The 26355-nt window shown below is 68.9% G+C and carries 26 protein-coding genes and 2 tRNA genes; 17 read left to right on the top strand and 11 right to left on the bottom strand.

Going from position 1 to position 26355, the window contains the following annotated elements:
* The first annotated feature begins 41 nt into the window (after positions 1-41).
* The 3 genes from ACWGSK_RS08325 to ACWGSK_RS08315 all read left to right on the top strand — a co-directional run bounded on the left by ACWGSK_RS08325 (position 42) and on the right by ACWGSK_RS08315 (position 2700).
* A complete protein-coding gene (locus tag ACWGSK_RS08325; protein ID WP_452455506.1) occupies positions 42-1679 on the top strand; it encodes a dolichyl-phosphate-mannose--protein mannosyltransferase in 1638 nt (545 codons plus the stop codon).
* A gap of 326 nt (positions 1680-2005) precedes the next feature.
* Positions 2006-2209 carry a cold-shock protein gene (locus ACWGSK_RS08320; protein WP_017603347.1) on the top strand — a complete coding sequence of 68 codons (204 nt, stop codon included), beginning with the start codon at positions 2006-2008 and terminating at the stop codon, positions 2207-2209.
* A 179-nt stretch (positions 2210-2388) separates the two neighbouring features.
* On the top strand, positions 2389-2700 hold the full coding sequence (locus ACWGSK_RS08315; protein ID WP_067600557.1) for a sec-independent translocase: 312 nt from the start codon (positions 2389-2391) through the stop codon (positions 2698-2700).
* Between the two features lie 33 nt (positions 2701-2733).
* On the opposite strand, the gene ACWGSK_RS08310 is transcribed toward ACWGSK_RS08315, so the two are convergent.
* The 8 genes from ACWGSK_RS08310 to galU all read right to left on the bottom strand — a co-directional run bounded on the left by ACWGSK_RS08310 (position 2734) and on the right by galU (position 10019).
* Entirely contained in the window at positions 2734-3273 is a 540-nt protein-coding gene (locus tag ACWGSK_RS08310; RefSeq protein ID WP_358506958.1) for a hypothetical protein, read from the bottom strand.
* 1150 nt (positions 3274-4423) lie between these two features.
* Positions 4424-4497, bottom strand: a tRNA-Ala gene (locus ACWGSK_RS08305).
* A 69-nt stretch (positions 4498-4566) separates the two neighbouring features.
* Complete coding sequence (sepX, locus tag ACWGSK_RS08300) at positions 4567-5223, bottom strand: divisome protein SepX/GlpR (protein WP_358506956.1); 657 nt, start codon at positions 5221-5223, stop codon at positions 4567-4569.
* A gap of 404 nt (positions 5224-5627) precedes the next feature.
* Complete coding sequence (locus tag ACWGSK_RS08295; RefSeq protein WP_358506954.1) at positions 5628-6347, bottom strand: GNAT family N-acetyltransferase; 720 nt, start codon at positions 6345-6347, stop codon at positions 5628-5630.
* Positions 6348-6599: 252 nt separating this feature from the next.
* Positions 6600-7124 carry a MogA/MoaB family molybdenum cofactor biosynthesis protein gene (locus ACWGSK_RS08290; protein WP_358506952.1) on the bottom strand — a complete coding sequence of 175 codons (525 nt, stop codon included), beginning with the start codon at positions 7122-7124 and terminating at the stop codon, positions 6600-6602.
* Positions 7114-7617 carry a cyclic pyranopterin monophosphate synthase MoaC gene (gene moaC / locus ACWGSK_RS08285; RefSeq protein ID WP_358506950.1) on the bottom strand — a complete coding sequence of 168 codons (504 nt, stop codon included), beginning with the start codon at positions 7615-7617 and terminating at the stop codon, positions 7114-7116. The genes ACWGSK_RS08290 and moaC overlap by 11 nt, the downstream gene beginning before the upstream one ends.
* Before the next feature lie 132 nt (positions 7618-7749).
* Entirely contained in the window at positions 7750-8979 is a 1230-nt protein-coding gene (gene glp, locus ACWGSK_RS08280; protein ID WP_358506948.1) for a molybdotransferase-like divisome protein Glp, read from the bottom strand.
* A gap of 101 nt (positions 8980-9080) precedes the next feature.
* On the bottom strand, positions 9081-10019 hold the full coding sequence (gene galU / locus ACWGSK_RS08275) for a UTP--glucose-1-phosphate uridylyltransferase GalU (protein WP_358506946.1): 939 nt from the start codon (positions 10017-10019) through the stop codon (positions 9081-9083).
* A 172-nt stretch (positions 10020-10191) separates the two neighbouring features.
* Between galU and ACWGSK_RS08270 the strand changes: the two genes are divergently transcribed.
* The 4 genes from ACWGSK_RS08270 to ACWGSK_RS08255 all read left to right on the top strand — a co-directional run bounded on the left by ACWGSK_RS08270 (position 10192) and on the right by ACWGSK_RS08255 (position 12716).
* Entirely contained in the window at positions 10192-10857 is a 666-nt protein-coding gene (locus ACWGSK_RS08270; protein ID WP_358506944.1) for a 5-formyltetrahydrofolate cyclo-ligase, read from the top strand.
* 155 nt (positions 10858-11012) lie between these two features.
* Positions 11013-11375, top strand: coding sequence for an FmdB family zinc ribbon protein (locus ACWGSK_RS08265; RefSeq protein WP_358506942.1), 363 nt, complete (start codon positions 11013-11015; stop codon positions 11373-11375).
* A gap of 178 nt (positions 11376-11553) precedes the next feature.
* The gene (locus ACWGSK_RS08260; RefSeq protein ID WP_358506940.1) at positions 11554-12204 is read left to right on the top strand and encodes an SAF domain-containing protein; all 651 of its coding nucleotides are present in this window, start codon (positions 11554-11556) and stop codon (positions 12202-12204) included.
* A gap of 86 nt (positions 12205-12290) precedes the next feature.
* On the top strand, positions 12291-12716 hold the full coding sequence (locus tag ACWGSK_RS08255) for an MscL family protein (protein ID WP_358506938.1): 426 nt from the start codon (positions 12291-12293) through the stop codon (positions 12714-12716).
* Positions 12717-12783: 67 nt separating this feature from the next.
* Here ACWGSK_RS08255 and ACWGSK_RS08250 read toward each other — a convergent pair whose 3' ends face one another.
* Positions 12784-13893 carry a D-alanyl-D-alanine carboxypeptidase family protein gene (locus ACWGSK_RS08250; RefSeq protein WP_358506936.1) on the bottom strand — a complete coding sequence of 370 codons (1110 nt, stop codon included), beginning with the start codon at positions 13891-13893 and terminating at the stop codon, positions 12784-12786.
* A gap of 415 nt (positions 13894-14308) precedes the next feature.
* Between ACWGSK_RS08250 and ACWGSK_RS08245 the strand changes: the two genes are divergently transcribed.
* Both ACWGSK_RS08245 and ACWGSK_RS08240 read left to right on the top strand, forming a co-directional pair.
* Positions 14309-14384, top strand: a tRNA-Arg gene (locus ACWGSK_RS08245).
* A gap of 280 nt (positions 14385-14664) precedes the next feature.
* The gene (locus tag ACWGSK_RS08240; RefSeq protein WP_358506934.1) at positions 14665-14880 is read left to right on the top strand and encodes a calcium-binding protein; all 216 of its coding nucleotides are present in this window, start codon (positions 14665-14667) and stop codon (positions 14878-14880) included.
* Between the two features lie 96 nt (positions 14881-14976).
* Here the strand turns inward: ACWGSK_RS08240 and ACWGSK_RS08235 are convergent, their stop codons facing one another.
* Together ACWGSK_RS08235 and ACWGSK_RS08230 are read right to left on the bottom strand one after the other, a co-directional pair.
* Entirely contained in the window at positions 14977-16215 is a 1239-nt protein-coding gene (locus tag ACWGSK_RS08235) for a phospholipase D-like domain-containing protein (protein WP_358506932.1), read from the bottom strand.
* A gap of 129 nt (positions 16216-16344) precedes the next feature.
* On the bottom strand, positions 16345-17136 hold the full coding sequence (locus ACWGSK_RS08230; RefSeq protein WP_358506930.1) for a class I SAM-dependent methyltransferase: 792 nt from the start codon (positions 17134-17136) through the stop codon (positions 16345-16347).
* Positions 17137-17313: 177 nt separating this feature from the next.
* Between ACWGSK_RS08230 and ACWGSK_RS08225 the strand changes: the two genes are divergently transcribed.
* From ACWGSK_RS08225 to ACWGSK_RS08190, 8 genes are all read left to right on the top strand, one after another.
* Complete coding sequence (locus ACWGSK_RS08225) at positions 17314-18384, top strand: STM4015 family protein (protein ID WP_452455505.1); 1071 nt, start codon at positions 17314-17316, stop codon at positions 18382-18384.
* A complete protein-coding gene (locus tag ACWGSK_RS08220) occupies positions 18381-19544 on the top strand; it encodes an STM4014 family protein (protein WP_452455504.1) in 1164 nt (387 codons plus the stop codon). Before ACWGSK_RS08225 ends, ACWGSK_RS08220 begins: the two co-directional genes overlap by 4 nt.
* A 44-nt stretch (positions 19545-19588) precedes the next feature.
* Entirely contained in the window at positions 19589-20437 is an 849-nt protein-coding gene (locus tag ACWGSK_RS08215) for an STM4013/SEN3800 family hydrolase (RefSeq protein WP_452455536.1), read from the top strand.
* A gap of 11 nt (positions 20438-20448) precedes the next feature.
* Complete coding sequence (locus tag ACWGSK_RS08210; protein WP_358507060.1) at positions 20449-21783, top strand: STM4012 family radical SAM protein; 1335 nt, start codon at positions 20449-20451, stop codon at positions 21781-21783.
* Positions 21784-21827: 44 nt separating this feature from the next.
* Positions 21828-22721 carry an STM4011 family radical SAM protein gene (locus ACWGSK_RS08205; protein WP_358507058.1) on the top strand — a complete coding sequence of 298 codons (894 nt, stop codon included), beginning with the start codon at positions 21828-21830 and terminating at the stop codon, positions 22719-22721.
* Between the two features lie 67 nt (positions 22722-22788).
* Positions 22789-23595, top strand: coding sequence for an HAD family hydrolase (locus tag ACWGSK_RS08200; protein WP_452455503.1), 807 nt, complete (start codon positions 22789-22791; stop codon positions 23593-23595).
* A 355-nt stretch (positions 23596-23950) separates the two neighbouring features.
* Positions 23951-24358, top strand: a complete 408-nt coding sequence (locus tag ACWGSK_RS08195) for a DUF485 domain-containing protein (protein ID WP_358506923.1) — start codon at positions 23951-23953, stop codon at positions 24356-24358.
* Positions 24355-26052: a solute symporter family protein gene (locus tag ACWGSK_RS08190; RefSeq protein ID WP_358506921.1), complete on the top strand. Its 1698-nt coding sequence runs from the start codon at positions 24355-24357 to the stop codon at positions 26050-26052. The genes ACWGSK_RS08195 and ACWGSK_RS08190 overlap by 4 nt, the downstream gene beginning before the upstream one ends.
* Positions 26053-26355 lie beyond the last annotated feature (303 nt).

Below are 26355 nucleotides of genomic sequence, written 5' to 3'. Positions count from 1 at the left end.
CGCAACGGACCTCCATCTCTGACCCCAACCTACGAGCCGAGATGACCACCACCGCACTTCCCAGCGAGGCCGAGCCCTCGCCCCCTCCGGCCGCGGCCCGGCCCTCCGACCTCCGTTCCCGCTTCGTGCCCCGCATGCCCATACCCGCATGGCCGGGTTGGCTGGGCGCCGGCCTCGTCGCGTTGTTCGCGGGGGCGCTCAGGTTCTTCAACCTCGGGCAGCCGGAACGGATCTACTTCGACGAGACCTACTACGCCACGGACGCCTTCGCCCTGTGGCGTTTCGGATACGAGCACGAGACCCTCGACAACTCGGACACCATGTTGGCCGAGGGCAATCCGAACATCTTCACCGGCGCGGGCGACTTCATCGTCCATCCGCCCGTCGGCAAGTGGATGATCGCGCTCGGCGACTGGCTGTGGACGCTGATGCCGTTCGGGTCGGCGGTCAGCCCCGAAGGTTGGCGGGTGGCCTCCGCCCTGGCCGGGATGATCTCCGTTCTCATCCTGGTCCGGCTCGCCACCCGGATGACCCGCTCCGTCCTTCTCGGCTGCACCGCCGGGCTGATCCTGGCCTTGGACGGCCTGCACTTCACCCTGAGCCGCATCGCCATGGTGGACATCTTCCTCACCCTGTGGATCCTGGCGGGGTTCACCTGTCTGGTGATCGACCGGGACAAGACGAGGGAGCGCCTGGTCCGCCTGGCGGAGGCCGGGGTCGACCTGACCACGGTGGGTTGGTTGGGCATGCGCTGGTGGCGCCTGGCCGCCGGTCTGTGCTTCGGCCTGGCGGTCGGCACCAAGTGGTCGGCCCTGTTCTTCATCGCCGCCTTCGGTCTGCTCACCGTCGCCTGGGACTACGGTGCCCGGCGCAGCGTCGGCCAGCGTCGTGTCTTCGGCCGTTGGCTGGGCATCGACGCCGTACCCGCGTTCCTACAGACCGTGGTGGTCGCCGGGATCGTCTACCTGGTCTCCTGGTCCGGGTGGTTGTTCACCCGCGGTGGTTACAACCGGGACTTCGCCGATGGTCTGGCCCCCGACTGGCTGCCGAACATCGTGGCCACACCGTTGGAGGCCCTGTGGAGTCTGATCGACTACCACGGCCGGATGATGAACTTCCACTCCGGCCTCACCAGCGACCACACCTACATCTCCGCGCCGTGGGAGTGGCTGATCATGCGCACCCCGGTGATGTTCCACTACGACGGGCAGGCCGTCGGGTGCGACACCGGGAGCTGTGTGACCTCGGTGGTGTCCATCGGGACCCCGGTCATCTGGTGGGTGAGCATCATCGCCATGGTGGTGATGCTGGGCTGGTGGATCACCTTCCGCGACTGGCGGGCCGGCGCTGTGCTGCTCGCGGTCGCCGCCGGTTGGCTCCCCTGGTTCGCCTACCCGGACCGCCCGATGTTCCTGTTCTACGCGCTGCCGTTCCTGCCGTTCCTGGTGCTCGGCATCGTGCTGATGTTGGGGATGCTGATGGGCGCGGGAGAGGACAGTCCGCGCTTCGCTCCGTACACGCGCGCGCTCGGCGGAGTGGTCTTCGGTGTCGTGGTGTTGTTGACCATCGCGCACTTCGCCTACCTGTACCCGGTCCTATCGGCCTATCCATTGCCGGACGACACCTGGGGCGATCGGTTGTGGTTCGAGGTGTGGATCTACGGACGCGATGCCTCCTAACGAGTGGACCCGCCCGGGGAACGGCCGAAATCGTTCCCCGGGCACAACTCCATTAGTCGCACAAGGGCGGGAAATCAACCTTTTCGAGTAGCCGCAACAGGACACTCGGATATCGGGGATTCATGGCCGAAAGGTCTCGGCAAGGTCCCATCCTCCCTGGTACTGTCTGCAACTGGTTGCTGTTGTAGTTTCCATGGATGCCCGAGGCGCCTCGCGGAACTTCACGTGGGCGCTTGTCGATTCGGGTATGACCCTTCTTCGGTCCGGCGCCCGGCGACCCGGGACCAGCAGGGTGCGGTCCCGCCGTAGTCCCCAAGGGAGAGCACATGGCTCAGGGCACCGTGAAGTGGTTCAACTCTGAGAAGGGTTTCGGGTTCATCGCCGTCGAGGGTGGTCAGCCCGACGTGTTCGTTCACTACTCTGCGATCGCGGGCACCGGCTTCCGGAACCTGGAAGAGGACCAGAAGGTCGAGTTCGACATCATCCAGGGCCCGAAGGGCCCGCAGGCGGCGGACGTTCGCACGGTCTGACCGTCACACGTGCGTTTCCCCAGCCCTCCGCTCGCCGAGTGGAGGGCTGGTTCGCCTTCAAGACCCCGATGTGCTCCGAGAGCCACCGATGGGTGTTGGATGGGGACACGGTTACCCAAGCATGGCGATACCGGTTAACCTGCTTGAAGCCGGTCAGCACCCGAAGGCGAGGACCATACATGTTCGGCATCAGCGGTGGAGAGTTCGTCGTCCTCCTCCTTCTCGCGTTGCTGATCTTCGGGCCGGACCAGCTCCCGAAGGCCGCGCAACAGGTCGGCCGTGTCCTGCGCCAGCTCCGCACCATGGCCAACTCCGCCTCCAACGACATCAAGGAGGGGCTCGGCCCGGAGTACAAGGACTTCGACGTCCAGGACCTCAACCCGAAGAGATTCATTCAGAAGCACTTCTGGGAAGAAGAGGAGGAGACCGACAAGAAGCCGGTCTCCCGCCTGAACGGCAAGCGCCCGCCCTTCGACGACGAGGCCACCTGAGCCGTCCTTCCCCCTGCTCCACCGGCCCGGCGCTCAGCCCACCAGCATGAGGAAGAACGCCCCCAGCACGAGCAGGACGATCGATCCCACGATGATCGCGGGCGATCCCACCGCCAGGATGAGCACCTCCGCCGTCACCGCGCCGCCCAGCGCCGCGAGCAGCCACGGCCATCGGGGTCGCGGCGCCCAGTCGTGCCGGCGTTCTCGGGCCACCGTCAGCCCCAGACCCACCCCGATGAACAGCCAGAACGCGAGGTGGGCGATGACGCGTACCTGCGGGTCCACGTAGTCGGCCATACCCCCGACCACCATCACGTACAGGACCGTGGACGTCCCCAGGCGCCAGAACCCCCGGCCGCGTTCGGCTCGCATGGTCTTGTTGCGCGCTCTGGTGGTGCGCCGGAATCCCTCTCCGACGACCGCCGTGGACTCCTCCGGGATGGGCTCCACCCGGCTCTCGGGTGGGCGTCCGCTCGGCGCTCCCTCCGGGATGGGTGGGCGCGCGTACCCACCCGTGGGCTCCGGTTCCTTCGGGTATTCGTATCCGCCTGACTGCTGAGGGGAGTCGGACACTGCTACTGGTCGCCCCTTCACCTTCGTTTCGGCCCCGACCCGGACGGCCCGGACGACGTACCGGGCTCTTACCCGGTCGGGTGTTCGGTCAAATCCCCCTCGCGATCACGGAGCGGAGTGTCTTGGGCGGACATGGGTAAGGGCCCGTCGACGATGTCGAACGGGCCCTCCAAGCGTGACGGACGCCGCGTCGGCGCCGTCAAGCCGGCCTGGTTACCACCAGGTCCAGCCGTTGTTCTTACGAGAGCTCTGCGCGTGCACGGTCATGGCATCTACCTTTCTTGGTGTTTCCAGCCCATCCCGGAACCAAGATGTCCTATCGCGACAGAGTCCACAAGGTCCGAGGCCGAATATTCATCATTCCATGGCCGACGATCGACCAAAGGTTGTGGCACCGGTTCCGAAATGGCCATAGAAGACGGAATCGGCGCAGCTCAGACCGGTTTCCATACTCTTCATGGCGCGACAGCGTCTCCGATGACCTGCAGGGACAAGTCCCTCGAGAAGGGAAATCAGAAGGGACCGACATAACGGAGAGCGACGGTCTCGCTATTGCCACGAGGAGTATCGAAATCGACTCGCGGAACCCGACCCTCCTCGGGGTCGGGGCGTGTGACGACGTCACGGGCGGGCATCCGCATCCGCACATCAGCCCAGAAACCCCCACATAGCGGTACTTCCGCGACCCTTCACCAGAAGAGAGACATCACTTTCGGTGATCTTCTGAAAACCCGGTTCCATCCGGACTCGCGTCCCTGAGGCCCCGGGCATCCCCGTTTCGGACACGGCCAAAACCGAGTATGCGCCTGAACCCTTCTAGACACCGCTCCTCTCCGTGAAGAGGTTCGGACGAGCACGAGGACCCGGTGGTCGATCCAGAGGCCGAACCCATAGGCGTCCCGGTGCCTCGGTGGATAGGCTGGGGACCGCATCGGCACCACCCCGCCGCAGGGGATAGACGCTTCGCCGGTGACACTCGGGGCTCAGGTCCGGATGACCTCCCGCCGCAGGGAACAGCGAACACGGCGTCCGACCCCATCACGAGCACGAGAAAGGGCCCGATCCACGGATCGGGCCCTGCTCTTTCTCGGTCTTGAAAGACGAAGAAGCCGAGGGGAAGACGTACTTCCCCTCGGCTTCTTCTCTTCGGTGGAGCTGAGGGGATTTGAACCCCTGACCCCCTCGATGCGAACGAGGTGCGCTACCGGTCTGCGCCACAGCCCCGAAGACGTGACCAACTTTAGCAGGAAAGTTCGAGTGGTCCGAACGCCCGATCGGGCGTTCGGACCGGGGTCAGTCTCCGGCGGCCCGCAGGCGTGCGTCCGCGTACTGGTCGTAGACCTGACTGCGGCGCTCCTGGAGGGCGATCACCTTGGCCAGGCGCTGGGCCTCCCGGGCCTCGTGTTCCTGGCGGTCACGGTCCCGACGTGCGCGCAGGTAGGCCCGGCGACGTGCCTTGAGGCGGGCCCGACGCCGCTCGGCGTCGACCTTGGCCGCCTCCCGCAACAGTGCGAAGTGTCCGACGAGCAACAGGATCGGCGGCGCGATCACCCACCAGGGACCGAGACCGAAGGCGACGGCCACGATGGTGGCGACGTTGAGCAGGGTGAGCGCGCTGGTGCGCCGACGACGGCGGGCGATGACCCGGGCCCGGGATTCGGGTGCGGGCATCGGGCCCCGTTCGACGGGACGCGGCTCCTCGGCCTCCTCGGCCGCGTGTTCCCGGTGCGCCCGCGGCCGGGTGATGACCTGGGTCTCGGTGAGATCCGGGTCCTCCTCGTCCGCCTCTTCCTCCTCGAACGACTCGTCGACCTCGTCGGCGTCCGGCTCGGCGTCGTCGCGTCGGGTCTCCTCGTGGGTCGGCTCGACCGCGTCCTTGCGCAACAGCATCGGCACCAGGACGATGAGCCAGACCACCACGATGGCGAGGTACAGGGGAGAGCTGCTCATCACCCCTCCTCACGATGACGGCCACTGAACGTTGATCGACACTTCGTCGACACCGCGCCGCGTGTACATGAACACTGTCCCGGGAGTACCGACGCCCCCCGGCTCGGTACCGTTCCTACTCCGGGTCGGAGCCGGAACGAATCCCGTGTGCCATATCCACGTGTTGCCCGCATCGTCAATGCGTCTATGTTCCGCACGGTACGACCCCGTGTCCATAAATGCGCCGCATTCCGACCGGAGTGTCGCAAGATTGTGGACCCTCAGTTTCGGTCGCTCCACCCCTCCGGAAGAAATCGCAGGTCAGATGGTGACTGCGGAGCGCAGTGCCAATTCAACGCAAAGTAATGAATCAATGTGCTTAAAGTGAGGTTTAGGCTTCGGACGCACCCGTGATGCTGTCACGTTCAGTTCGGCCACGGGTTCGGACTCGCCGGATCACGTGGATCCTCGCCGCCGTTCGGGCCATCCGGCCCCAATGCCGAACCGGGGCCGGAACCACCCTCCGAGGTCGGACCGGAAGACCCCCCGTCGTACCAACGACGCAAAACCCCCCGGGGCACCTCCTCCGCGGTGAGTCCATAACAAATATGGTCCCGCCAGGCCCCGTCGATGTGCAGCTGTCTGCGTCGCACGCCCTCGTCCCGGAAACCGAGTTTGGTGACCACGCGTCTGCTGGCCCGGTTCTCGGGTCGGACATTGGCCTCGATCCGGTGCAGTCCGACGCTGAAGAAGGAGTGGTCGACGGCCAACGCGACCGCGGTCGGGGTGATGCCCCTCCCCGCGTAGGCGCTGTCGATCCAGTAACCGACCTGTGCCGATCTGGCCGAACCCCACACGATGGCGCCCACTGTGAGCTGTCCTACGAAACGGTCGTCGTAGGTGACCGCCCAGGGCATGGACAGCCCCTGGCGCGCCTCACCGCGGATGGCCTGGATCATCGCGACGTAGGGGGAGACCCCGGTGGTGCGCAACGGCATCTCCGGGTAGGTGGGCTCCCACGGCCGCAGCCACTCGGCGTTGCGCGCACGGGTATCACGCAGGGCGGGGGCGTCGCGCAGGCGCAGTGGGCGAAGCGCGATCGCCCCCTCCTTGAGGGTGACCGGCCACCTCTGTCTGCGTTTCACGTCGTCCCTCCGTGGCCCTGTGCACCACCCGGCGCGGATACACCACCGGCCCTCGGGGCGTGGCCACGCCCGGTACCGGTGAGCCCTTCCAGTATTCCACCCCTGGGGACACGCGGTAGCGGGTGTAACCTCCGCCACACAGGAATCGGATGATTCCAAACTCCATTCACTCCTGCACCAAAAACCGTACTAGGGTCAAGGAATTCTCTGCTTCCGGAATGCCCGGGATGTGATTGTGGTCATTACCGGGTCTCATTCCGACCGGGGGTGGTCACCGCCCCGCATCTGGTCGATCGCGTGCCCCAGAACGGGTGCCAGCACGTCCATTCCGTCGCCCACGCCGCCTCGGGAGCCGGGCAGGTTCACCACGAGCATGCTGTGTCCCTCCCGCTCCACGACCCCCGCCAGGCCTCGGGAGAGGATCGCGGTGGGCACTCCCTTGTCGCGCCCCGCGGCGCGCAGCGCCTCGGGGATGCCCGGGACCTCGAAGGCCAACAGCGGACGGGTGGCCTCGGGGGTGCGGTCCTGGGGGGTGAGACCGGTGCCACCCGTGGTCAGCACGGCGTCGGCGCCCTCGTGGTGCGCGCGCAACAGCGCCTGGGTCACCGGTGGACCATCCGGCACCACCCAGGGCCCCACCACCGTGAATCCCAGGCCGCGCAGGCGCTCCACGATCACCGGCCCGGAGCGATCCGGGTAGACCCCGGCGGCCGCCCGGTTCGAGGCGGTGACCACGGCGACCCGACGCGCGGAGCGTTCGTTCGGCTCAGTCGCCACGCTTCCAGTGCCCCTTCTTCCCGCCGAGCTTCTCCTCGACCCTGACCGCGGTGACCTCGGCCTCCGGGTCGATGGCCTTGACCATGTCGACCAAGCCGAGCGCCGCGGTCATCACGCAGGTGAGCGCCTCCATCTCGACGCCCGTGCGGTCCGCGGTACGGACCGTGGCGGAGATGTCCACGCCGTCGTCGAGGACCGTCAGGTCCACGTCGACACCGTGCACCGCGATGGGGTGGCACAGCGGCACCAGGTCGGGGGTGCGCTTGGCGCCCTGGATGCCGGCGATGCGCGCGACCGCGAGGGCGTCGCCCTTGGGGACCTCTCCGCCGCGCAGGGCGGCGACGGTCGCGGCGTTGAGCAGGACCCGGCCGGTGGCGGTCGCGCTGCGGGCGCTGACGTCCTTGCGGGAGACGTCCACCATGCGCGCGGCGCCGGATTCGTCGAGGTGGGTCAGGCCGGAGGGGTGCGCCTCCGGCTTCGGGGTGTCGGTCATCGGGGTCACCCGTCGTCTTCGCGTGTGGACCACGCGGCCCATCGGTGCGCCGGCCGCGTGGGGCGCGCGTCGGCGCGTCCCACGCATGACCGTACTCCTCCACGGTGACAACGGCGCGGAGACCGCCTCGGGTCAGTGCCCGGGCAGCGCCAGGACCTCCGCGATCGCACCCGCCGGCAGCTCCGTGACCTCCTCCGGGACGACGAGGAGGCCGTTGGCGTCGGCCAGCGCGGACAGCTGGTGCGAACCCTGTCGGACGGCGGGCGAGACGGTGTGCGCCGCTTCGGTGCCGGGGTCCGCCGGCGACAGCACGGCGCGCAGGTAGGAACGTCGACCCTTCGGCGAGGTGACCGCGGTGGACAGTCGGGCGCGCACGGTCGGTAGGGGCGTCGGGTCGAGACCGCGCAGCTTCCGCAGCACCGGCCGTACGAACATCTGGAAGGAGACGAAGGCGCTCACCGGGTTGCCCGGCAGCGTGATGATGGGGGTCTCGTCCGGGCCGATCGTGCCGTATCCCTGGGGCTTGCCGGGCTGCATCGCCACCGAGGTGAACTCGACGGTCCCCTGCCTGCCGAGCACCTCCTTGACCACGTCGTAGGCGCCCATGCTGACGCCACCGGTGGTGACGACGATGTCGGCGCGCAGCAGCAGCCCCTCCAGGGCGTCACGAACGCTGACCGGGTCGTCGCCGACGAAGCCGTGGCGGTGCGCCTCGCCCCCGGCCTCCTTCGCCGCGGCCGCGATCATGTAGCTGTTCGACTCGTAGATCTGGCCGGGGCCGAGCGGGCGCCCGGGTTCGACCAGTTCCTCACCGGTGGAGAGGACCACGACCCTGGGCCGGGGGACGGCCGGGACGGTCCGGCGGCCGACCGCGGCGAGCACACCCATCTCCCCCGCCCCGATGAGGGTCCCGGCGTTCAGCACACGCGCGCCCGCCTCGACGTCCTCTCCGCTCCTGCGCACGAACCCCCCGGGCGTGGCCGGACGCTCGACGAGGACCTCCACGCTCCCACCGTCGGTCCACTCGACCGGGACGACCGCGTCGGCGCCCGTGGGCATGGGTGCGCCGGTCATGATGCGCGCGCACAGGCCGGGGCGGATCGCGCTCGGGGACGGGTCGCCCGCCGGGATGTCGGCCACCACCGGCAGTCTGACCGGGGAGCCGGGCGAGGCGTGTTCCAGGTCGCCGGAGTGGACGGCGTAACCGTCCATCGAGGAGTTGTCGAAGCCCGGCAGGGACACCTCGGAGACCACCGGTTCGGCGAGTACCGTCCCGTGGGCCCGGAGCAGGTCGAGCTCCGTCGCCTCGGGCACGGCGACCAGCGCCAGCAGATCGGAGACGTGCTGTTCGACGCTCTTCATGGGGTCCCTCCGGTTCGTGGTGCGCGCTGGGAACGGTCCACTCGTGTGGTCCGCCCCCACCCCATTGTGACCACTGACACCGGTGGGACGCGCCGGGCGGGTCAGCTCCGGTCGGCGCGGTCGTGGCGGTCGACGAACTCGCGCAGCCAGGGCAGGAGCTCCTCGGCCAGGTCCGGGCGCCGGCAGGCGAAGTCGACCACGGTGCGGATGTAGTCGGCCTTGTTGCCGGTGTCGTAGCGCTGTCCCCGCAGCAGGACCCCGCGTACGCCACCGCCCTCCTCGGGCTTGGTGCGGGTGAGTTCGAGCAGGGCGTCCGTCAGCTGGATCTCACCGCCGCGCCCCGGCGGGGTGCGGTGCAGGACCTCGAAGACCGCGGGGTCGCAGACGTAGCGACCGATGATCGCCCAACGGCTCGGCGCCTCTTCCCGCGCGGGCTTCTCCACCAGGTCGGTGACCGTGACGACGTCCTCCTCCTCGGTGGGTTCCACCGCGGCGCAACCGTAGAGGGAGACCTGTTCGGGCTCGACCTCCATGAGCGCCACGACACTGCCTCCGTGTTCGCGACGCACCTCGATCATGCGTCGCAGCAGGTCGGCGGTCTCGATCAGGTCGTCGCCCAGCAGCACGGCGAAGGGGTTGTCGCCCACGTGCGCCTCCGCGCACAGCACAGCGTGCCCGAGCCCGCGGGGCTCACCCTGGCGGACGTAGTGGACCTGGGCGAGGTCGCTGGACTCACGGACCGAACGGAGCCGCTCCGCGTCGCCCTTGGCCTCAAGGGCGACCTCCAGCTCGTAGGCGCGGTCGAAGTGGTCCTCGATGGAACGCTTACTGCGTCCGGTGATCATGAGGACGTCGTGGAGACCCGACTCCACCGCCTCCTCCACGACGTACTGGATCGCGGGCTTGTCCACGATCGGCAGCATCTCCTTGGGAGTGGCCTTGGTCGCGGGCAGGAAGCGGGTGCCCAGACCCGCCGCGGGGACGACCGCCTTGGTCACGGAGGAGGTCGAGGGACGCGTCTGGTCGATGTCGGCGCTCATGGTCAGGCACTTTAGGGCAGAGCGAGCCGTTCTCGTGCTCGGTCCACGGACGTGGCGACGAGAAGTCCCCGTCCTTTCGGGAGGAGGCGGAGAAAACGCCACCCGGAGTTCACCCGGGTCGACGTACGAGCGTCCCTGGGACATCCGGGACGGCGGTGCCACACTGGGGCGCATGGGTGATCCGAACGGCCGCGAACGGGCCGACAAGCGCGCGCTGCGCGAGCGTCTCCTCGCCGAGCGTCGGAAGCGGGGACCGCGGGAGCGCGACCGGGTGGGATCGAGGGTCCGCGACGCCCTGATGGACCTGCCCTGGCTGGCGATGGGCGGAACCGTGGCCTGTTACTACTCGGTCGGCGGTGAGCCCGACACCCGCAGGCTCGTGCACGCGCTGTGGAAGCGCGGCACGTACGTCCTGCTACCGATCTTCCTTCCCGACCACACCCTGGACTGGGCGTCCTTCGACGGCCCCGACTCCCTCTCCCCGTCCGGGCGCGGGCTGGTGGAACCCACCGGGCACCGTTACGGGCCCGAGGTGTTGGGCCGCGCCGACGCGGTGATCTGTCCGGCCCTGGCGGTGGACCACCACGGTGTACGCATGGGACGAGGGGCGGGCTGCTACGACCGCGCCCTGGCGCACAAGGGCCCGCACACCCCGGCGATCGCGGTGGTCCACGACGAGGAGTTCGTCGTGGAGCTGCCCTCGGAGCCCCATGATCGGCCCGTGGACGCGGTGGTCACTCCGGGTGGCGGGCTGCACGCCTTCGACCCCGCCGCCACGGTCTGGCCCGACTGGGGCCGTGGCCGGAGAGGGTCCGGGTCGGGGTCGGCCGAGGACTGACCGGGGATTAAGCGGTCACATCGCGACGTTGTCGCTTTCGGTGCCCCTCCCCATCGGTGATCCCTCCGGATGAGGGGCGGTCGCGGCCGTGGTCGGCGAACGCGTACTATTTAGCAGTCAACGGGTGAGAGTGCCAGCAAGGAGGACCCGGAACAGTGCCTACGTATCAGTATGCGTGCACCGAGTGCGACGCCCAGATGGAGGTCGTGCAGAGCTTCAGCGACGACTCGCTGACGGTCTGCCCCGAGTGCGAGGGGCGCCTGCGCAAGGTGTACTCGGCCGTGGGGATCGTCTTCAAGGGCTCCGGTTTCTACCGCACCGACAGCAGCTCCAGCACCTCCAACAGCTCGGCCATGACCGGTTCGGGCTCCGCCGAGGGCAAGGACTCCAAGCCCTCCGGCTCCGGAGACTCGGCCAAGTCCGGCGACTCCACCGCCAAGAGCGCCTCCTCCGGCGGCGACTCCTCCGGCGGCAAGAGCACCGGCAACACCACCACCGCGAGCACGAGCAAGAGCTGAGCCGCCCCACCCTCCGTTGACCTGTCCGCGCCGCCGGGATCCTCCGGCGGCGCTTTCGCGTGTCGGTGACCGGAGCCGCCCGAGCGTTCCGTGGTCTTCCACGGCCCGGGGAGGATCAGGGGAATCCGGCCTGTGGATAACCGGTCCGGCCCTCTTCCGCCGTTCTAGCGTTGAAGGCATGACCACCACCCCCTACCGTCACCGACGTGGGCTCCTGCGCCTCCTGGACCGGTACCGACGCGCCGTGGCGGCCCTCCTGGCCGCCTGCGCGGCGATCGGCGCCGTCTTGGTCCTGCGACCCCCTCCCGAACCCTCCACGGAAGTACTGGTCGCCGCACGCGACCTGGACGCCACCGGGCCGGTGACCGAGGCCGACCTCGCCGGTCGGACCCTGCCGGACCGACTGCTTCCCGAAGGCGCCCTCTCCCCCGAGGATCCACCCACCGGCCTCGTTCCGAACGCACCCGTGCGCGCGGGCGAGGTTCTGACCGACGCCCGCCTGGGCGACCCACCCGCCGCCCCCTACGGCCCCGACATGGTGGCGGTGCCGGTCCGAGTCTCCGATCCCGGGGCGGTGGCCCTTCTCTCCCCCGGCAGCAGGGTCGACGTACTGGCCGCCCGGGCCATGGACGAACTCGGTGGCCCACCCGCCCGCGCGGGTCCCGCCATCGAGGTGGTCGGCGACCGTCCGGTGCTCGACGTACCGGCGGAGGAGGGCACCACCGGTGAGGGCGGTGCGCTGATCCTCATCGCCGCCACCACGGAGGAGGCCCGCGTGCTGGCCGGGCACGCGACCGTTTCGCGACTGTCCGTCATCATCCGTGGTTGACCCATCTCCGGAGCTGGTGAAAGCTATTCGAGGCGCCGCGCCGCGGCGCCTTCCCGAACAACTCCGAACACGTAGGGCAGTACCCCATGGAAGGCTTCAAGAAGTTCCTGCTCCAGGGAAACCTGGTGCAGCTCGCCGTCGCGGTAGTCATCGGCTCCGTCTTCGCCAGTCTCATCACGGCGTTCACCGAAGGGTTCATCACCCCGCTGCTCGGCATCTTCGGGGGTGTTCCCACCTTCGGCGACCTCTACTTCGAGATCAACGGCAGCAGGTTCCTCTACGGCTCCTTCATCGACGCCCTCATCTCCTTCCTGATGACCGCGGCGATCCTGTACTTCCTCGTGGTGTTGCCGCTCGGCAAGCTCATGGAGAAGTTCATCAAGGCGGAGGAGGCGACCACCCGCGAGTGCCCGCACTGCTTCTCCGACATCGACAAGAGGGCCGGTAGGTGCGCCCACTGCACCGGTGAGGTCACCCCGGAGATCGCCGCGACCCCGGAGAGCACGGCCTGACCCACACGGGTCCCCGCACACGCGTAAGGGCGGCCCCGCGGGGCCGCCCTACGGGTTCACGGGCCGATCAGCCCTCGTACTCCCAGTGCCAGGGCTCGAACGGACTGGACTTGGCCCAGGCCGGGTGGACCCAGCCGTGGTCGCCTCCGTTGGTCTCCATCCAGTTCCATTTCTCGGAACGGAAGTTCTGGATGCCACAGCCCAGGTCGATCGCCTGCCCCAGACCGTGGTTACTCGTGCCCGGGACCGCCGCGAAACCGGGTGCCACCTCGCCGTACACACGGTGCTGGTTGGGCAGGTCACGGTAGGAGCTGGTGATGCAGATGTTCTCGCCGTACTGCTCGACGTGCTTCATGTTGAGTTCGAGGAAGGACTTGGCGGCGTCCGCTCTCAGGAAATGTCCGTCGTACATCTCACACAGGGAATCCTTCGGCAGCAGCCCGTTGGGGTAGCCGTCCGCCTTGGAACCCGCCGAGGCGTCGCACTCCGAGGCGGCCATGAAGGTGTCGGGGTCCAGACCACGCGACTCCAGTTCGTCGGTGAGCGCGTTGGTGCTCTCCTCGGACTGGGCGCGCAGATCATCCACCTGGGCGGCGAGTTCCGCCTGCTCAAGCTGGGTGAAGGTCTGTAGTTCCTGCGCCTCGCTCGCCAGCCCGACCTGCTCCTCACGCAGGTCCGTGGCGTCCTGGATCAGCGCCTGGTTGTCCTCGGACAGCTTGGCGGCGTAGGACTGGGTCTGGAGGTCCTCGTCGAGGTCACCGGTGGCGAGGATGCCGAGTACGCCCGCGTCGGGCTGCTGGTACATGGTGCTGGCCAGCTGGGCGAGCGGTTCGCGCATCTCACCGAGGTCGACCTCGATCTGCTGCAGGTCGTGGAGCGTCCCGACCAGATCCTCCTGAGCGGCCTCCACGGCCTCTTGACGCTCGACGTACTCGTCGGTGGCGTCCTCCAGCTCCTGAGTCGCCTCTTCCGCGTTGTTCCTCAGGTCCTCAAGGTCGGCCTCTGCGGAAGCGGGTGCCAGTGCGGCTTGCGGCATGGGAACGACGAGCAGCGCGGTGACCAGAACGAGCGTCAGCGCCTGCGTCATCCGGACCCGCTGCGACAGGCTCAGGGCGGACAGCGCCCCGCCACCCGACACGCGGAACCTGCGCCGCGCCGAATCAGAATTGAACGGCACGAATGATCCTCCGGCTGCTTTTCCTCGAACATCTACTCGTGGCCGCATGGCAACGTACTACATGTCCACATGCGGACACACTGGGCAGTTCCATCCGGCGGCCACGGCCGCGGACAGCGAGCCGCTCCCCTGCGGGGCGTCCCACTCGACCCCCGGCGGAAGGCCTGGTCATCGGGTCACCGATGGAGGTCACATCCATCAACCCACAGTGACCGTAACGCTCAAGCCGCCATAATCACGACACGCGACATGAACAACATCACACCGTCACCAGGACAACCAATCGTAGGTCAGCGTACTCCGCCACGCACACAGCGTGCTCCCGCGGCACCGCAGGAACATCAATCGACATCCCATGCACGCCCATCCTGGGTTAGGCTTGACCCCGCGACGGGGTAACCTCCGTCAAAATCATGGCTCCGTAGCTCAGGGGATAGAGCACCGCTCTCCTAAAGCGGGTGCCGCAGGTTCGAATCCTGCCGGGGCCGCCACACAAGGCGTGGGCGCCGTCCTCCATCGGGGATGGTGCCCACGCCTTTTCGCTCCCCCATGGTTTCCCCCACGGACGGTCAAGTCCCCACAAGTATCGCGGACAGCGCGTTCGGCACCGACTCTTTGGTTCCGTGAAGGCCCCGTTCTCGGGAGAACTCTGGACGGAATCGTCCGGCCACGTCGTGTCGGGACGGGCTTCCCGAGGCTCCGACCTCGATCATGGAGACCCGGCCGACCAGGCCGGACACGCGTGATCCAGGGCGAGCGGGGGTGAGCCGGGTGGCGAACGGAGACTACGAGACCGAACGCGACACCGAGCGGGGGAACGGTCGGTCACGAGGGCGGCAACGAGGTGGGTCGCCCTCGGCGATCGCGTCCGCGCTCAGCAGGGATCCCCATCCGGGGCCCCAGCACTGGGGTGGACCGCGGCCACGTCGCGCGGAGCCCGAGGTGTTCTTTCCGCGCAGGTTCCCCCGGTTCTCCCCCGAGGAGTGATCCCACGTGAGTCGGCGCGGCCTTGAGCGAGGGGGCGTCGAAATCGGGTCCCACGGCGGAACCTCCCTGCTCCGGTCACCACGCCCCCGAGAGCCCTCAGAGAAAGCTACGCCACGGGGCCAGGACGATCTCGCTGAACTTGGCCATGATGGGGCGGCCTCGCCACTCCTCCTCGGTCAGCTCGCGGGCGTTGGTGAGGTCGACGTCGAAGACCCGCTCCAGGTGCTTGGCCACACCCTCGTCGAAGAGCTCCACGTTGATCTCGTAGTTGCCGATGAGGCTGAGCCGGTCCACGTTGGCGGTGCCGATGGTGCTCCACCGGCTGTCCACCGTGGCGGTCTTGGCGTGCACCATCGTGCCCTGGTACAGCCACAGCCGCACCCCACCGCGGAGCAGTTCGGAGTAGCGGCCGCGCGCCAACCAGTCCGCGACGACGTGGTTGGAGTTCTCCGGGACGAGGACGTTGACGTCCACTCCCCGGCCGGCGGCATCGATGAGCGCGTTCGCGAGCTCCTGGTCGGGGATGAAGTACGCCTGGGTGAAGAGGACCCTGTCCCTGGCACGGTCCAGCGCCTCCAGGAGCATCGCCCGGATCGGATAGATGAGCTGTTCGGGAACGTTGCGATGGACGCGGATGTGGGGGTCCCATTCGGCCTCGCCCAACCCGTCCAGTTCGGGTTCGCCCTCGGCCTTGTTGCTGTTCCAGAAGTCGACGAAGGCGTTCTCCAGCTCCCACACCACCGGGCCGGCCACCCGCAGGTGGGTGTCGCGCCACTCCATCGCGTAGGTGGAGCCGATGTTGAACCCGCCGACGAAGCCGATCTCGCCGTCGACGGTGAGGATCTTGCGGTGGTCCCGGCCGGACTTGCGCATGTCCAGGAGGAGCATCCCGAGCCGGAACACCGGGTAGCGCAGAACCCGTACCGAGGGTGGGAACTCGAAGAACCGACGGGGCACCACCAGGTTCGCGAAACCGTCGTAGACGACGTACACCTCGACACCGCGTTCGGCCGCCTCGATCAGGGCGGCCTTGAACTCTTGGCCCACGGCGTCGGACTTGATGATGAAGGACTCGAAGAGGACGCGACGGCGGGCACCACGGATGGCCCCGAGCATGTCCTCGAACAGGTCGGCGCCATAGGTGTAGACGGTGGTGGTGTTGCCCCCGAGCGGCAGGGACGTGGGTTCGGTACGGGGGAAGTTCACCCGGTGCGGGCGCACCTTCTTTCGCCAGTGGTCGATCCCGACAAGGGTCGCCACCACGGCGATCTGAGTGGCGAGGAGCCCCAAGAGCCCTCGCCGAACCCAGGTCATGACGGTCGAACGTCTCAGCATACGGTCGCCTCCCCGGAACAGGCCGTCTGCCGTGGGTCGCCCTGGGGCGCGGCCCGGCACGGTTTGTGTCCCAACCGTATCCGGCCGTGCACGGTGGACCTCGGACGAACCGCCTCGCCGCGGGCCGGGTCAGTCCCGTTCGCGCCTGCGCAGCACGAGCAGTTCGGTGGTGGGTCCTTCCCATCGGCCACGGACCAGCCGACGGTCCACCCGGTAGAGGAGGGCGCCGGCCAGCCGACCGGTGAACGAGGTGACGGTGACCGCCCGCAGGAACCCGCCCCAGAGCTTGCGCCAGGGCAGTGCGGCGTCGACCTGGGCGTTCATCAGCACGAGCATGGGCACCCGCCGGACCACGTCGAACCCGGCCTTGTCGGCGAGTGAGGTGATGGTCTCCAGGGTGCGATTGACCTGGTGTTCCCCACGTTGTTCGGGCCGTTGCAGGCAGTTCTCGGAGATGACGAGCGCTCCGCCGGGACGTACCACCCGGCCCAGGCCCTCCAGGGCCGCCGCGTAGCGATCGTCGTCGGTGATGTGGAAGAGCACGTCCATGCACGAGGCGGCGTCGAAGCTCGCGTCCTCGAAGGCGTCCAGGGCGGACACGTCCTGGCGGACGAAACGGTGTTGGGGGAAGCGTCCGCGCAGACGTTCCACCGCTGCGTGGGCCATGTCGCAACCGGTGACCACGTCGGCCCCGAGTCGATCCCATAGGTCCACGTAGAAGCCGGTTCCGCTGCCCGCGTCGAGAACGCGCGCCCCGCGCGGCTCCAGTCGGCCCACCTCACGGAGGAAGACCTCCTCCCGCACCCGGTACATCCACCTGTTGAAGGGCCGCCCGAGCGCTCGGTATCCCACCCCGCTCTCGGTCCAGTCCTCTTCCAGGCGGTGCTCCCAGAAGTCCCGGAGTTCACTGTGAGTAGCCATTGCCCCACTCTCACACCGGCCCGTGGAGTTGTCCCGCCGCAGCGCCGCGCCCGGAGGCGGTTCGACCGGCCCCGGCCGCCATCACCGGGCCACGGCACAGCCTCGATCGTCTCCGGCCACTGCTAGAAATAGCGCATCCCCTGACAGCGGCTCCGGACCTGAGAAGAAGGCGAACCGATGAACAGCGAACACCTCACCGAGTACGCGGGACTGCCCGTGGTGGACTTCCTGTCGGAGGGCGCCGAGGATCAGCTGCTACGCCAAGCCGCCCGGCAGGCCCGCAGGAACGACGAGGAGGCGCCGACGTCCGTTCCGCAACGGGAGCGGATGGACAAGGCCATGACCGCCCCCGGCGACGTGGCCTGGCGACTGCGGGTCGCCGAGGACGGTGAGGAACTCGCCGATTACTTGACCCGGTTCGTCCGCGACGTGGACACCACCCGGGTCGTCGCACTGGTCATCGGTGACTGGGGCTTGTACGACGACCCCGAGGTCTCCTCCGCCGGGGTGCGGGACCTGCTCGTCGAACACGCCGCCGCCTTTCCGGCTTTGCGCTCGCTGTTCTTCGGTGACATCACGTTCGAGGAGACCGAGATCTCCTGGATCCAGCAGTCCGATCTGGCGCCGCTCCTGGCCGCCTACCCTCGCCTGGCGGAACTGACGGTCCGTGGCACGGGCGACGGCGGCGGTTTCCCGGACGCGAGCACGCTGGCCCTGCGGGTGGACGAGCACACCGGTCTGCGGTCCCTGACCCTGCAGAGCGGTGGTCTTCCCGGCCCCGTCGTACGCCAGGTCCTCTCCTCCGGACTACCGAACCTGGAGCACCTGGAGCTGTGGCTGGGCGTCGACCAGTACGGGGGTGACGCCATCCCCGAGGACCTGGCCCCGGTCCTGTCCGGCGACGCCCTCCCGAACCTGCGCCACCTGGGCCTGCGCAACGCCCAGGACACCGGCCGGTGGCTGCGCGCCCTGGTCGAGGCGCCCGTGCTCGCCCGGCTGACCTCCGTGGACCTCTCCGAGGGTTCGTTGCGCGGCCGGGACGTGGACCACCTGCTCGCCTCGGTGCCGGCGATGGCCCACCTGGAGAGACTGGACCTGCGTCACCACTACCTGTCGGAGGAGGACACGGAGCGGGTGCGCGCCGCCTTCGCGTCCGCGGGCCTGGAGGTGGATCTCTCCGAGCGGGAGGTTCCCGACAGCGACGACCCCGACGACGAGTACGCCTACTACCCCTCCGTCACCGAGTGAGCACTCCCCTGGCCGGGCGGCCACTGGTCGTGGTGTGCGTGCCCGGAAACCGGCGCCGCGCGCTGTTCGTGGCGGCCGCGCGGGAGGCGGGGTGGCCCGAGCCGATGGTGCTGCCCTGGCACGAGCTGGCCGACCCGACCGGGTCGCCGTCGCTGCCTCCCGGTGCGTTGGTACGGGTGGACTCACCCGGCGAGGACGTCACCACTGCCCGTCTGCTTCGCGGATGGGCGGCGGACCCCGACCCGTACCGGGCCGAGGGCACGGCCGACCAGCACCGTGGGTTCGTCCGCGCGTTGGACCGCCTGTCCGCCCTGGTGGCCGCGACCCCCGGCGCACACCTGGTGCAGGACCTCACCGACCTGGTCGACATGTGCGACAAACGCCGCGCTCACGCGCGTCTGGCGTCGGCCGGGGTCGCGGTGGCGGACGCTCTGCCCGGACCGATCACCGACTACGCGGCCCTGCGCGAACGCATGGACGAGCACCACGCGCGTCGGGTGTTCGTCAAACCCGCGCACGGTTCCTCGGCCTCCGGGGTGATCGCGCTGGCCACCGGTGGGGCGGGCAGGGTCAAGGCGGTCACCTCCGCCGACCTCACCCGGGCGCGGGACGGATCGGTGGAGTTGTTCAACTCGCTACGACTGCGCACCTACACCACCGAGGCGGAGGTGGCGGCCGTGGTGGACGCCCTGGCCCCGGACGGCCTGCACGTGGAACGTTGGCTGCCCAAGGCCGGCTTCGACGGCCGTGTGGTGGACCTGCGGGTCCTGGTGGTCGCCGGACGCGCCACCCACGTCGTGGTGCGCTCCTCACGCTCCCCGTTGACCAACCTGCACCTGGGCAACACTCGTGGTGACGTGGACGCGCTCCGCGAGGCCATGGGACCGCACGCGTGGCGGGAGGCCATGGCCACCGCCGAGGCGGCCGCCGAGGTGTTCGATTCGACTCTGCACGTGGGAGTGGACCTGATGCTCTCCCCGGGATGGCACCGTTTCACGATCTGCGAGGTGAACGCCTTCGGCGACCTGCTCCCGCGGGTACTGCACGAGGGCCGCGGCACCCACGCCGAGCAGTTGCACGCGCTCACGACCGGCCGCTTCCCTGTGCCGCCCCTTCACCCCGACCCGTCACCCTCGACACCCACCTTGGAACACCGTTGAACACCAGTACCCCCGGGCCGTTCCTGCCGGGAGCCACCCCGGACATGAACACCGTGGTGGGCACGCACGACCTTCTGCTGCTCACCCTGGACACGCTGCGATACGACGTGGCGGTCGAACTCGCCGCCGCCGGGCGCACGCCCCACCTGGCCCGGTTGCTGCCCGCGGGCGGTTGGCAGGAGCGGCACGCGCCGGGGAGCTTCACCTACGCCTCCCACCTGGCGATGCTGTCCGGGTTCCTGCCCACCCCCGCCTCGCCCGGGCCCCATCCGCGCCTGTTCGCGGCGTCGTTCCCCGGCAGCGTGTCCACCGCCCCCGGCACCTGGACGTTCGAGACCGCCGATCTGGCCTCCGGGCTGGCGGCCGAGGGCTATCACACCGCCTGCGTGGGCGGCACGGGCTTCTTCAACCGTCGGTCGGCGCTGGGGTCGGTGCTGCCGAACCTGTTCGCCGAGAGCCACTGGGAGGAGTCGTTCGGGGTCGCCGACCCCCACTCCTTCGAGAACCAGGTCGAATGCGCCGTGCGGATCAGCGAGGACGTCCCCGCCGACCGCCCCCTGTTCCTGCTGTTGAACGTGGCCGCCCTGCACCAGCCCAACTGGTTCCACCTGCCCGGTGCGACCCGGGAGGCCGGGGACACCCGCGCCAGCCACGCGGCCGCGCTGGAGTACGTGGACCGGCACCTGCCACCGTTGTTGGCGGCCATGAGTGCCCGGCGCCCCTGCTTCGCGATCGTGTGCTCCGACCACGGCACCGCCTACGGCGAGGACGGCCATACCGGGCACCGGATCGGTCACGAGGTCGTGTGGACCGTTCCCTACACCCACGCGGTCCTGCCGCACGGCTACCGTTCCGAGGCCCCGGCACCCGACGAGAAGAAGGAGAAGGCGTGAGCCTCGTCCCCATGACCGAACCCGTGCGCGCGGACTCCCCGTACCGCTCGTACGTGTACGCCTACCCGCACAAGACCGCCTACCGCCCCTTCGACGACCGGCCCCACCTGGCCGACCTGTGGCGGGGCGAGGACGTGAGCGCGCTGTCGCTGTACGCGCACATCCCGTTCTGCGAGATGCGGTGCGGGTTCTGCAACCTGTTCACCCGCTCCACTCCCCCGGCCGAGCAGGTGACCGCCTTCCTCGACGCCCTTGAGCGGCAGGCCGACGTGGTCGCCTCCTGTCTGCCCGAGGACGCGTCGTTCGCCCGCGCGGCCCTGGGCGGAGGCACCCCCACCTACCTGACCGCCACGGAACTGGTCCGCGTCTACGACCTGCTCGAACGCACCCTGGGCGTGGATCTGACCGCGATCCCCACCTCGGTGGAGACCTCGCCCGCCACCGCGACCCCGGATCGGCTGGCGGTGTTGGCCGAGCGCGGCGCCACCCGGATCAGCATGGGGGTGCAGAGCTTCATCGACAGTGAGGCGCACGCCGCCGGACGGCCGCAAAAACGCGCGGAGGTGGACCGCGCCCTGGCCGACATCCGGGCGTGCACCGACGCCGACCTCAACGTCGACCTCATCTACGGCATCGAGCGGCAGACCCCGGACACCTGGCGGTACTCGTTGGACACGGCGCTGTCCTGGTCGCCGGAGGAGGTCTACCTGTACCCGCTGTACGTGCGGCCGCTGACCGGGTTGGGCCGTCGTGCCCGAGAGTGGGACGACCACCGGCTGTCCCTGTATCGGCGGGGCCGCGACCACCTGCGCGAGCACGGCTACGAGCAGGTGTCTATGCGCATGTTCCGACGGGCCGACGCCGCCGAGACGACCGCCCCCGACCACTGCTGCCAGACCGACGGCATGGTGGGGCTGGGCTGTGGGGCGCGCTCCTACACCTCGGGCACCCATTACTCGTTCGACTACGCGGTGGGCGTGGGCAAGGTGCGGTCGATCATCGAGGACTACGTGGGGCGCGACGCCGGGGACTTCGCCCGTGCCGAGGTGGGATTCCACCTGGACGAGGAGGAACGTCGGCGCCGCCACGTCCTGCAGTCGCTGTTGCGGGTGGAGGGCCTGGACGCGCGGGCCTACGCCGAACGGTTCGGCGGCCACCCGGTGGCGGATCTCGCCGAGGAATTCGGCGCGCTGGCCGCGCGCGGGTGGCTGGTCGCCGGGGAGGACTCCGTCGACGCCGCGACGATCCGGCTCACCGAGGAGGGGCTGGCCCACTCCGACTCGATCGGGCCGGACCTGTTCTCGGCTCGGGTGAACCGGCTCATGGCCGAGTACGAGGCGGGGTGAGGCCGGTGCCGTCCGACTCCGCCGTGCCGCTCCCGGACCCGACCATGGGTCCCCCCGCGCGCGCCGCCCTGCCCGCTCACTTGACCCTGCTCTACCGGGGCCCGCTGGCCAGCTGCGACTACGACTGCCCGTACTGCCCGTTCGCCAAGCGTCGGGACTCCCCCGACACCCTGCGAGTGGACCGGGCGGCGCTGGAGCGTTTCACCGACTGGGTGGCCGAACGCGCCGAGCACGATCCCGGGACCCGGATCTCGGTGCTGTTCACCCCGTGGGGCGAGGGTCTGGTCCGGTCCTGGTACCGGCGGGCGATCGTCCGGCTCAGCCGACTGCCGCACGTGGACCGGGTCGCGATCCAGACCAACCTGGGCGGACGCCTGGGCTGGCTCGCCGACTGCGACCTCGACTCGGCGGCGCTGTGGACCACCTACCACCCCGGTGAGGTCGCCCACGAGCGGTTCCTGGCCAAGGCTCGCGAGCTCATCGACCTCGGGGTGCGGTTCAGCGTCGGCGTAGTGGGGCTGCCCGAGCACGTGGAGGCGGCCACTCGGATGCGCGCCGCCCTGCCCGACGAGGTGTACCTGTGGGTGAACGCGGCCGAGGGACGTTCCTACACCGACGCCGAAGCCGCGACCTGGCAGCGGATCGACCCGCACTTCCACTACAGTCGGCTGCCCCATCCCAGCCGTGACCTTCCCTGTCGCACCGGTGAGAGTGTGCTGTCCGTTGACGGGGACGGAAACGTGCGGCGCTGTCACTTCGTGGACCTCCCCCTGGGCAACCTCTACGACGGGTCCTTCCGCGAACGACTCGGGCCCTCGGGTTGCCCGCTGACCACCTGCGACTGCCACATCGGCTACGTCCACCTGGAGTCCCTGGACCTGTACGACGTGTTCCGGGGCGGGGTGGTCGAGCGGATCCCGGCGATCCGCGGCTCCTGACACATCCACGTGAGAAGTACCGACGCCCCCTTCGAAACCGTCACCGGGGACGGCCATAATTCGTCCCATGGTCCTTCCCCGTGTCATCGCCACCGACCTCGACGGCACCCTCCTGGGCCGATCAGGTGAGGTCTCCGAACGCAACCTCAGGGCTCTGAACGACGCCGTCGACGCCGGAATCCGGGTGGTCATCGTGACCGCCCGACCACCCCGCGACACCGCCGCCATCGCCGAACTGTTCGAGTGCGCCGCGGTGGTCTGCGGCAATGGTGCCCACGCCCAGGTGCCCGGCCGCGAACCACTGGTCAGGGCGATCGACCGCGACACCTCCGGAACCCTCGTGGACAAGCTCCGGGGCGCTCTGCCCGAGGTCGGGTTCGCGGTGGAGACCGGCGTCGGCTTCTACCACGACGCCGACTACACGCTGGAGTCCTGGATGCCCCGGGACTGGGTGACCGAGGTGTTGGAGGACACCGACGCCCTGCTGGCGGCCGCGAACCCCGTCACCAAACTCCTCGCCCGGTCCACCGCCATGCCCGTGCACCTGATGCTCGACGCCGCCTCCGAGTCCATCGGCCCCCTGGCGGAGGTGACCTACTCCGGTTCGTCCGGGTTGGTCGAGGTGAGCGCGACCGGGGTGAACAAGGGCAGCACTTTGGCACTGCTCTGCGAGGAATGGGGGGTCTCCCGCGAGGAGGTCGTGGCCTTCGGCGACATGCCCAACGACCGGTCCTCGCTCACCTGGGCCGGCGCCGGCTACGCGATGCGCAGCGGCCACCCCGAACTGCTCGACCCGGAACTGGGGCTGCTGGTGGCCCCGCCCAGCCACGAGGACGGCGTGGGACGTGTGGTGGAGCAACTGTTGCGAGGGTGAGGAACCACCGGCCGAAACGACCGTGGCCCCGGCGGAGCGTCCGCCGGGGCCACGTCGGTTCGACGGCCGTGCGCACGGGGATCCTGCGGGGTGAGGGGGCCGATCATCCCGGAAGACGAGTCCCAACGACCCTGGACACGACCACCCGGCGACCGTTCGTCGTGGATGGCGACCGTTCACCGCACGGTGGGCGACCGCTCGACGCTTCGCACCCGCGTTCGGCGCGCGCCCGGGCGCGCCCCCTGCTCAATGTGGGGTGTCGCTCCTTACAGTGCCGAGTAACGCAGGTCACACCTTTGAGATGTGTCCTGACCAGCGTCACCGTCCCGCCCATCCCCCCGGAGGTACCGACACCATGGCAACCGACAGGCCCGCGCAGGACCCGGCTCCCCCACCCGAGAACGGGGGTGGAGACGAGCCCATCAAGGATTCCGCCTACGTGACCATGCACGCGGATCCACGGTTCATCGACCTGAAGCACCGGCTGTACCGCTTCATCTTCCCGATGAGTATCGCCTTCATGGCCTGGTACCTGCTCTACGTGCTGATGTCCGCCTTCGGCCGCGGCGTGATGGGCATCGAACTGTTCGGCGGCGTCAACGTCGCACTGGTCTTCGGGATCCTCCAGTTCGTCTCGACCTTCGGCATCGCGATCCTCTACACGAGGTACGCGAACCGGAACTTCGACACGCGCGCCACCGAGCTGCGCACCGAGCTTCAGAACGGCGCCAACGGCGGCAACGACCAGGAGGCGGGCCGATGATCCTCGCACAGGAAGCGGCCATGAGTGACAGCAGCCGTCTGGTCACCCTGGTCCTCTTCGGCCTGATGGTGGCGGCCACGATCGGCATCACGATCTGGGCCAGCCGCAACACCCGTTCGGCCACCGACTTCCACTCCGGCGGTCGCGGTTTCTCTCCGTTGCAGAACGGCCTCGCGATCGGCAGTGACTACATGTCCGCCGCGTCGTTCCTGGGCATCGCCGGCATGATCGCCCTGTTCGGCTACGACGGTTTCCTCTACTCCATCGGTTTCCTCGTCGCCTGGCTGGTGGCCCTGCTGCTGGTCGCCGAGCTGCTGCGCAACTCCGGCCGCTACACCATGGGCGACGTTCTCTCCTACCGCATGCAGCAGCGCCCCGTGCGGACGGCCGCCGCGATCTCGACCGTCGTCGTGTCGATCTTCTACCTTCTCGCGCAGATGGTCGGCGCGGGCGCCCTGATCGCCCTGCTCCTGGGCATCCAGGAGGGTCAGACCTTCCTCGGCATGGACGCGCCGACCGCGAAGATCGTCGGCATCGTCGTCATCGGTCTGTTGATGACCATCTACGTGGCCTTCGGCGGCATGAAGGGCACCACCTGGGTGCAGATCGTCAAGGCCGTCATCCTGATGGCCGGCGCCGCGCTGCTCACGCTTTTGACCCTCTCGCTGTACGGCTTCAACCTCGGCGCCCTGATGACCGACGCCGCCAACTCCAGCCAGGCGGCGGCGGACGGTAACGCGGCCGGGTTCCTGGAGCCCGGCCTGCGCTACGGGGTCGAGGTCGCCGGCGACCCGATCCAGACCCTGTGGAACAAGCTGGACCTGATCAGCCTCGGACTGGCGTTGGTCCTGGGCACCGCGGGTCTGCCGCACATCCTCATCCGCTTCTACACCGTTCCCGACTCGCAGAGCGCCCGCAAGTCCGTCAACTGGGGCATCGGCCTCATCGGCACCTTCTACGTCATGACCCTGGTGCTGGGCTTCGGCGCCGCCGCCCTGGTCGGACACGAGGCCATCACGGCCCAGGACGCGGCCGGTAACACGGCGGCACCTCAGTTGGCCACCGTCGTGGGTGAGCGCATCGGCGGCGAGATGGCCGGTGCGATCCTGCTGGCGGTCATCGCGTCGGCCGCGTTCGCGGCGATCCTGTCGACCGTCGCGGGTCTGGTCATCGCCTCGTCGTCCTCGCTGGCACACGACTTCTACAACTCGGTCCTGCGCAAGGGCAAGGCCACCGGCGCCGAAGAGGTCAGGGTCGCCCGCTTCGCCGCCATCGGCGTCGGCGTGGTGGCGATCGTTCTGGCGATCTTCGCGCAGAACCTCAACGTGGCCTTCCTGGTCTCGCTGGCGTTCGCGATGGCGGCCTCGGCCAACCTGCCGACCCTGCTGCTGAGCCTGTTCTGGAAGCGCTTCAACACCTCCGGCGCCCTGGCCGGTATCTACGGTGGTCTGATCAGCGCCGTCGGTCTGGTGTTCTTCTCCCCGGTGGTGTCCGGTTCGGAGACCGCGCTCATGCCGAACGTGGACTTCGCCTGGTTCCCGCTGCCCAACCCGGCCCTGGTGTCGGTGCCGATCAGCCTCCTGTGCGCCATCGTCGGCACGTACATGTCCAAGGAGCAGGACTTCGACAAGTTCGCGATGCTCCAGGTTCGTGCCCTCACCGGTGCGGGCTCCGAGAAGGCCGTCGACCACTAGGCGGGGCCCTCAGAGCCTCCGCCGGCGCTTCGGCGTGATTCACGGAACAGCCCCGAGGTCCTTCCCCGGCCCCCGGTCAGCCGCTTACGGGGGCCACGCACGGAACGTGGCCATCTCCCGACCGCGTACCGTGCGTCCCGGCCCGTCACCCCTCCTCCCGGGGGTGGCGGGCCATTCCACGTGAATTCGGAAAGGCACCCCTTCGACGTGACCGTTGACACACTATGCGGGGATAAGATCGGTGCGTGTCGTATCGGTGGCTGTCGTGGCTTTCCCCCTCCCGGCGCCCCTCCTCTTCGGATC

The organism is Nocardiopsis sp. NPDC055551, from assembly GCF_053619415.1.
Note: the sequence above shows the minus strand (reverse complement) of the source record. Positions and strands in the feature narration are given on the sequence as shown.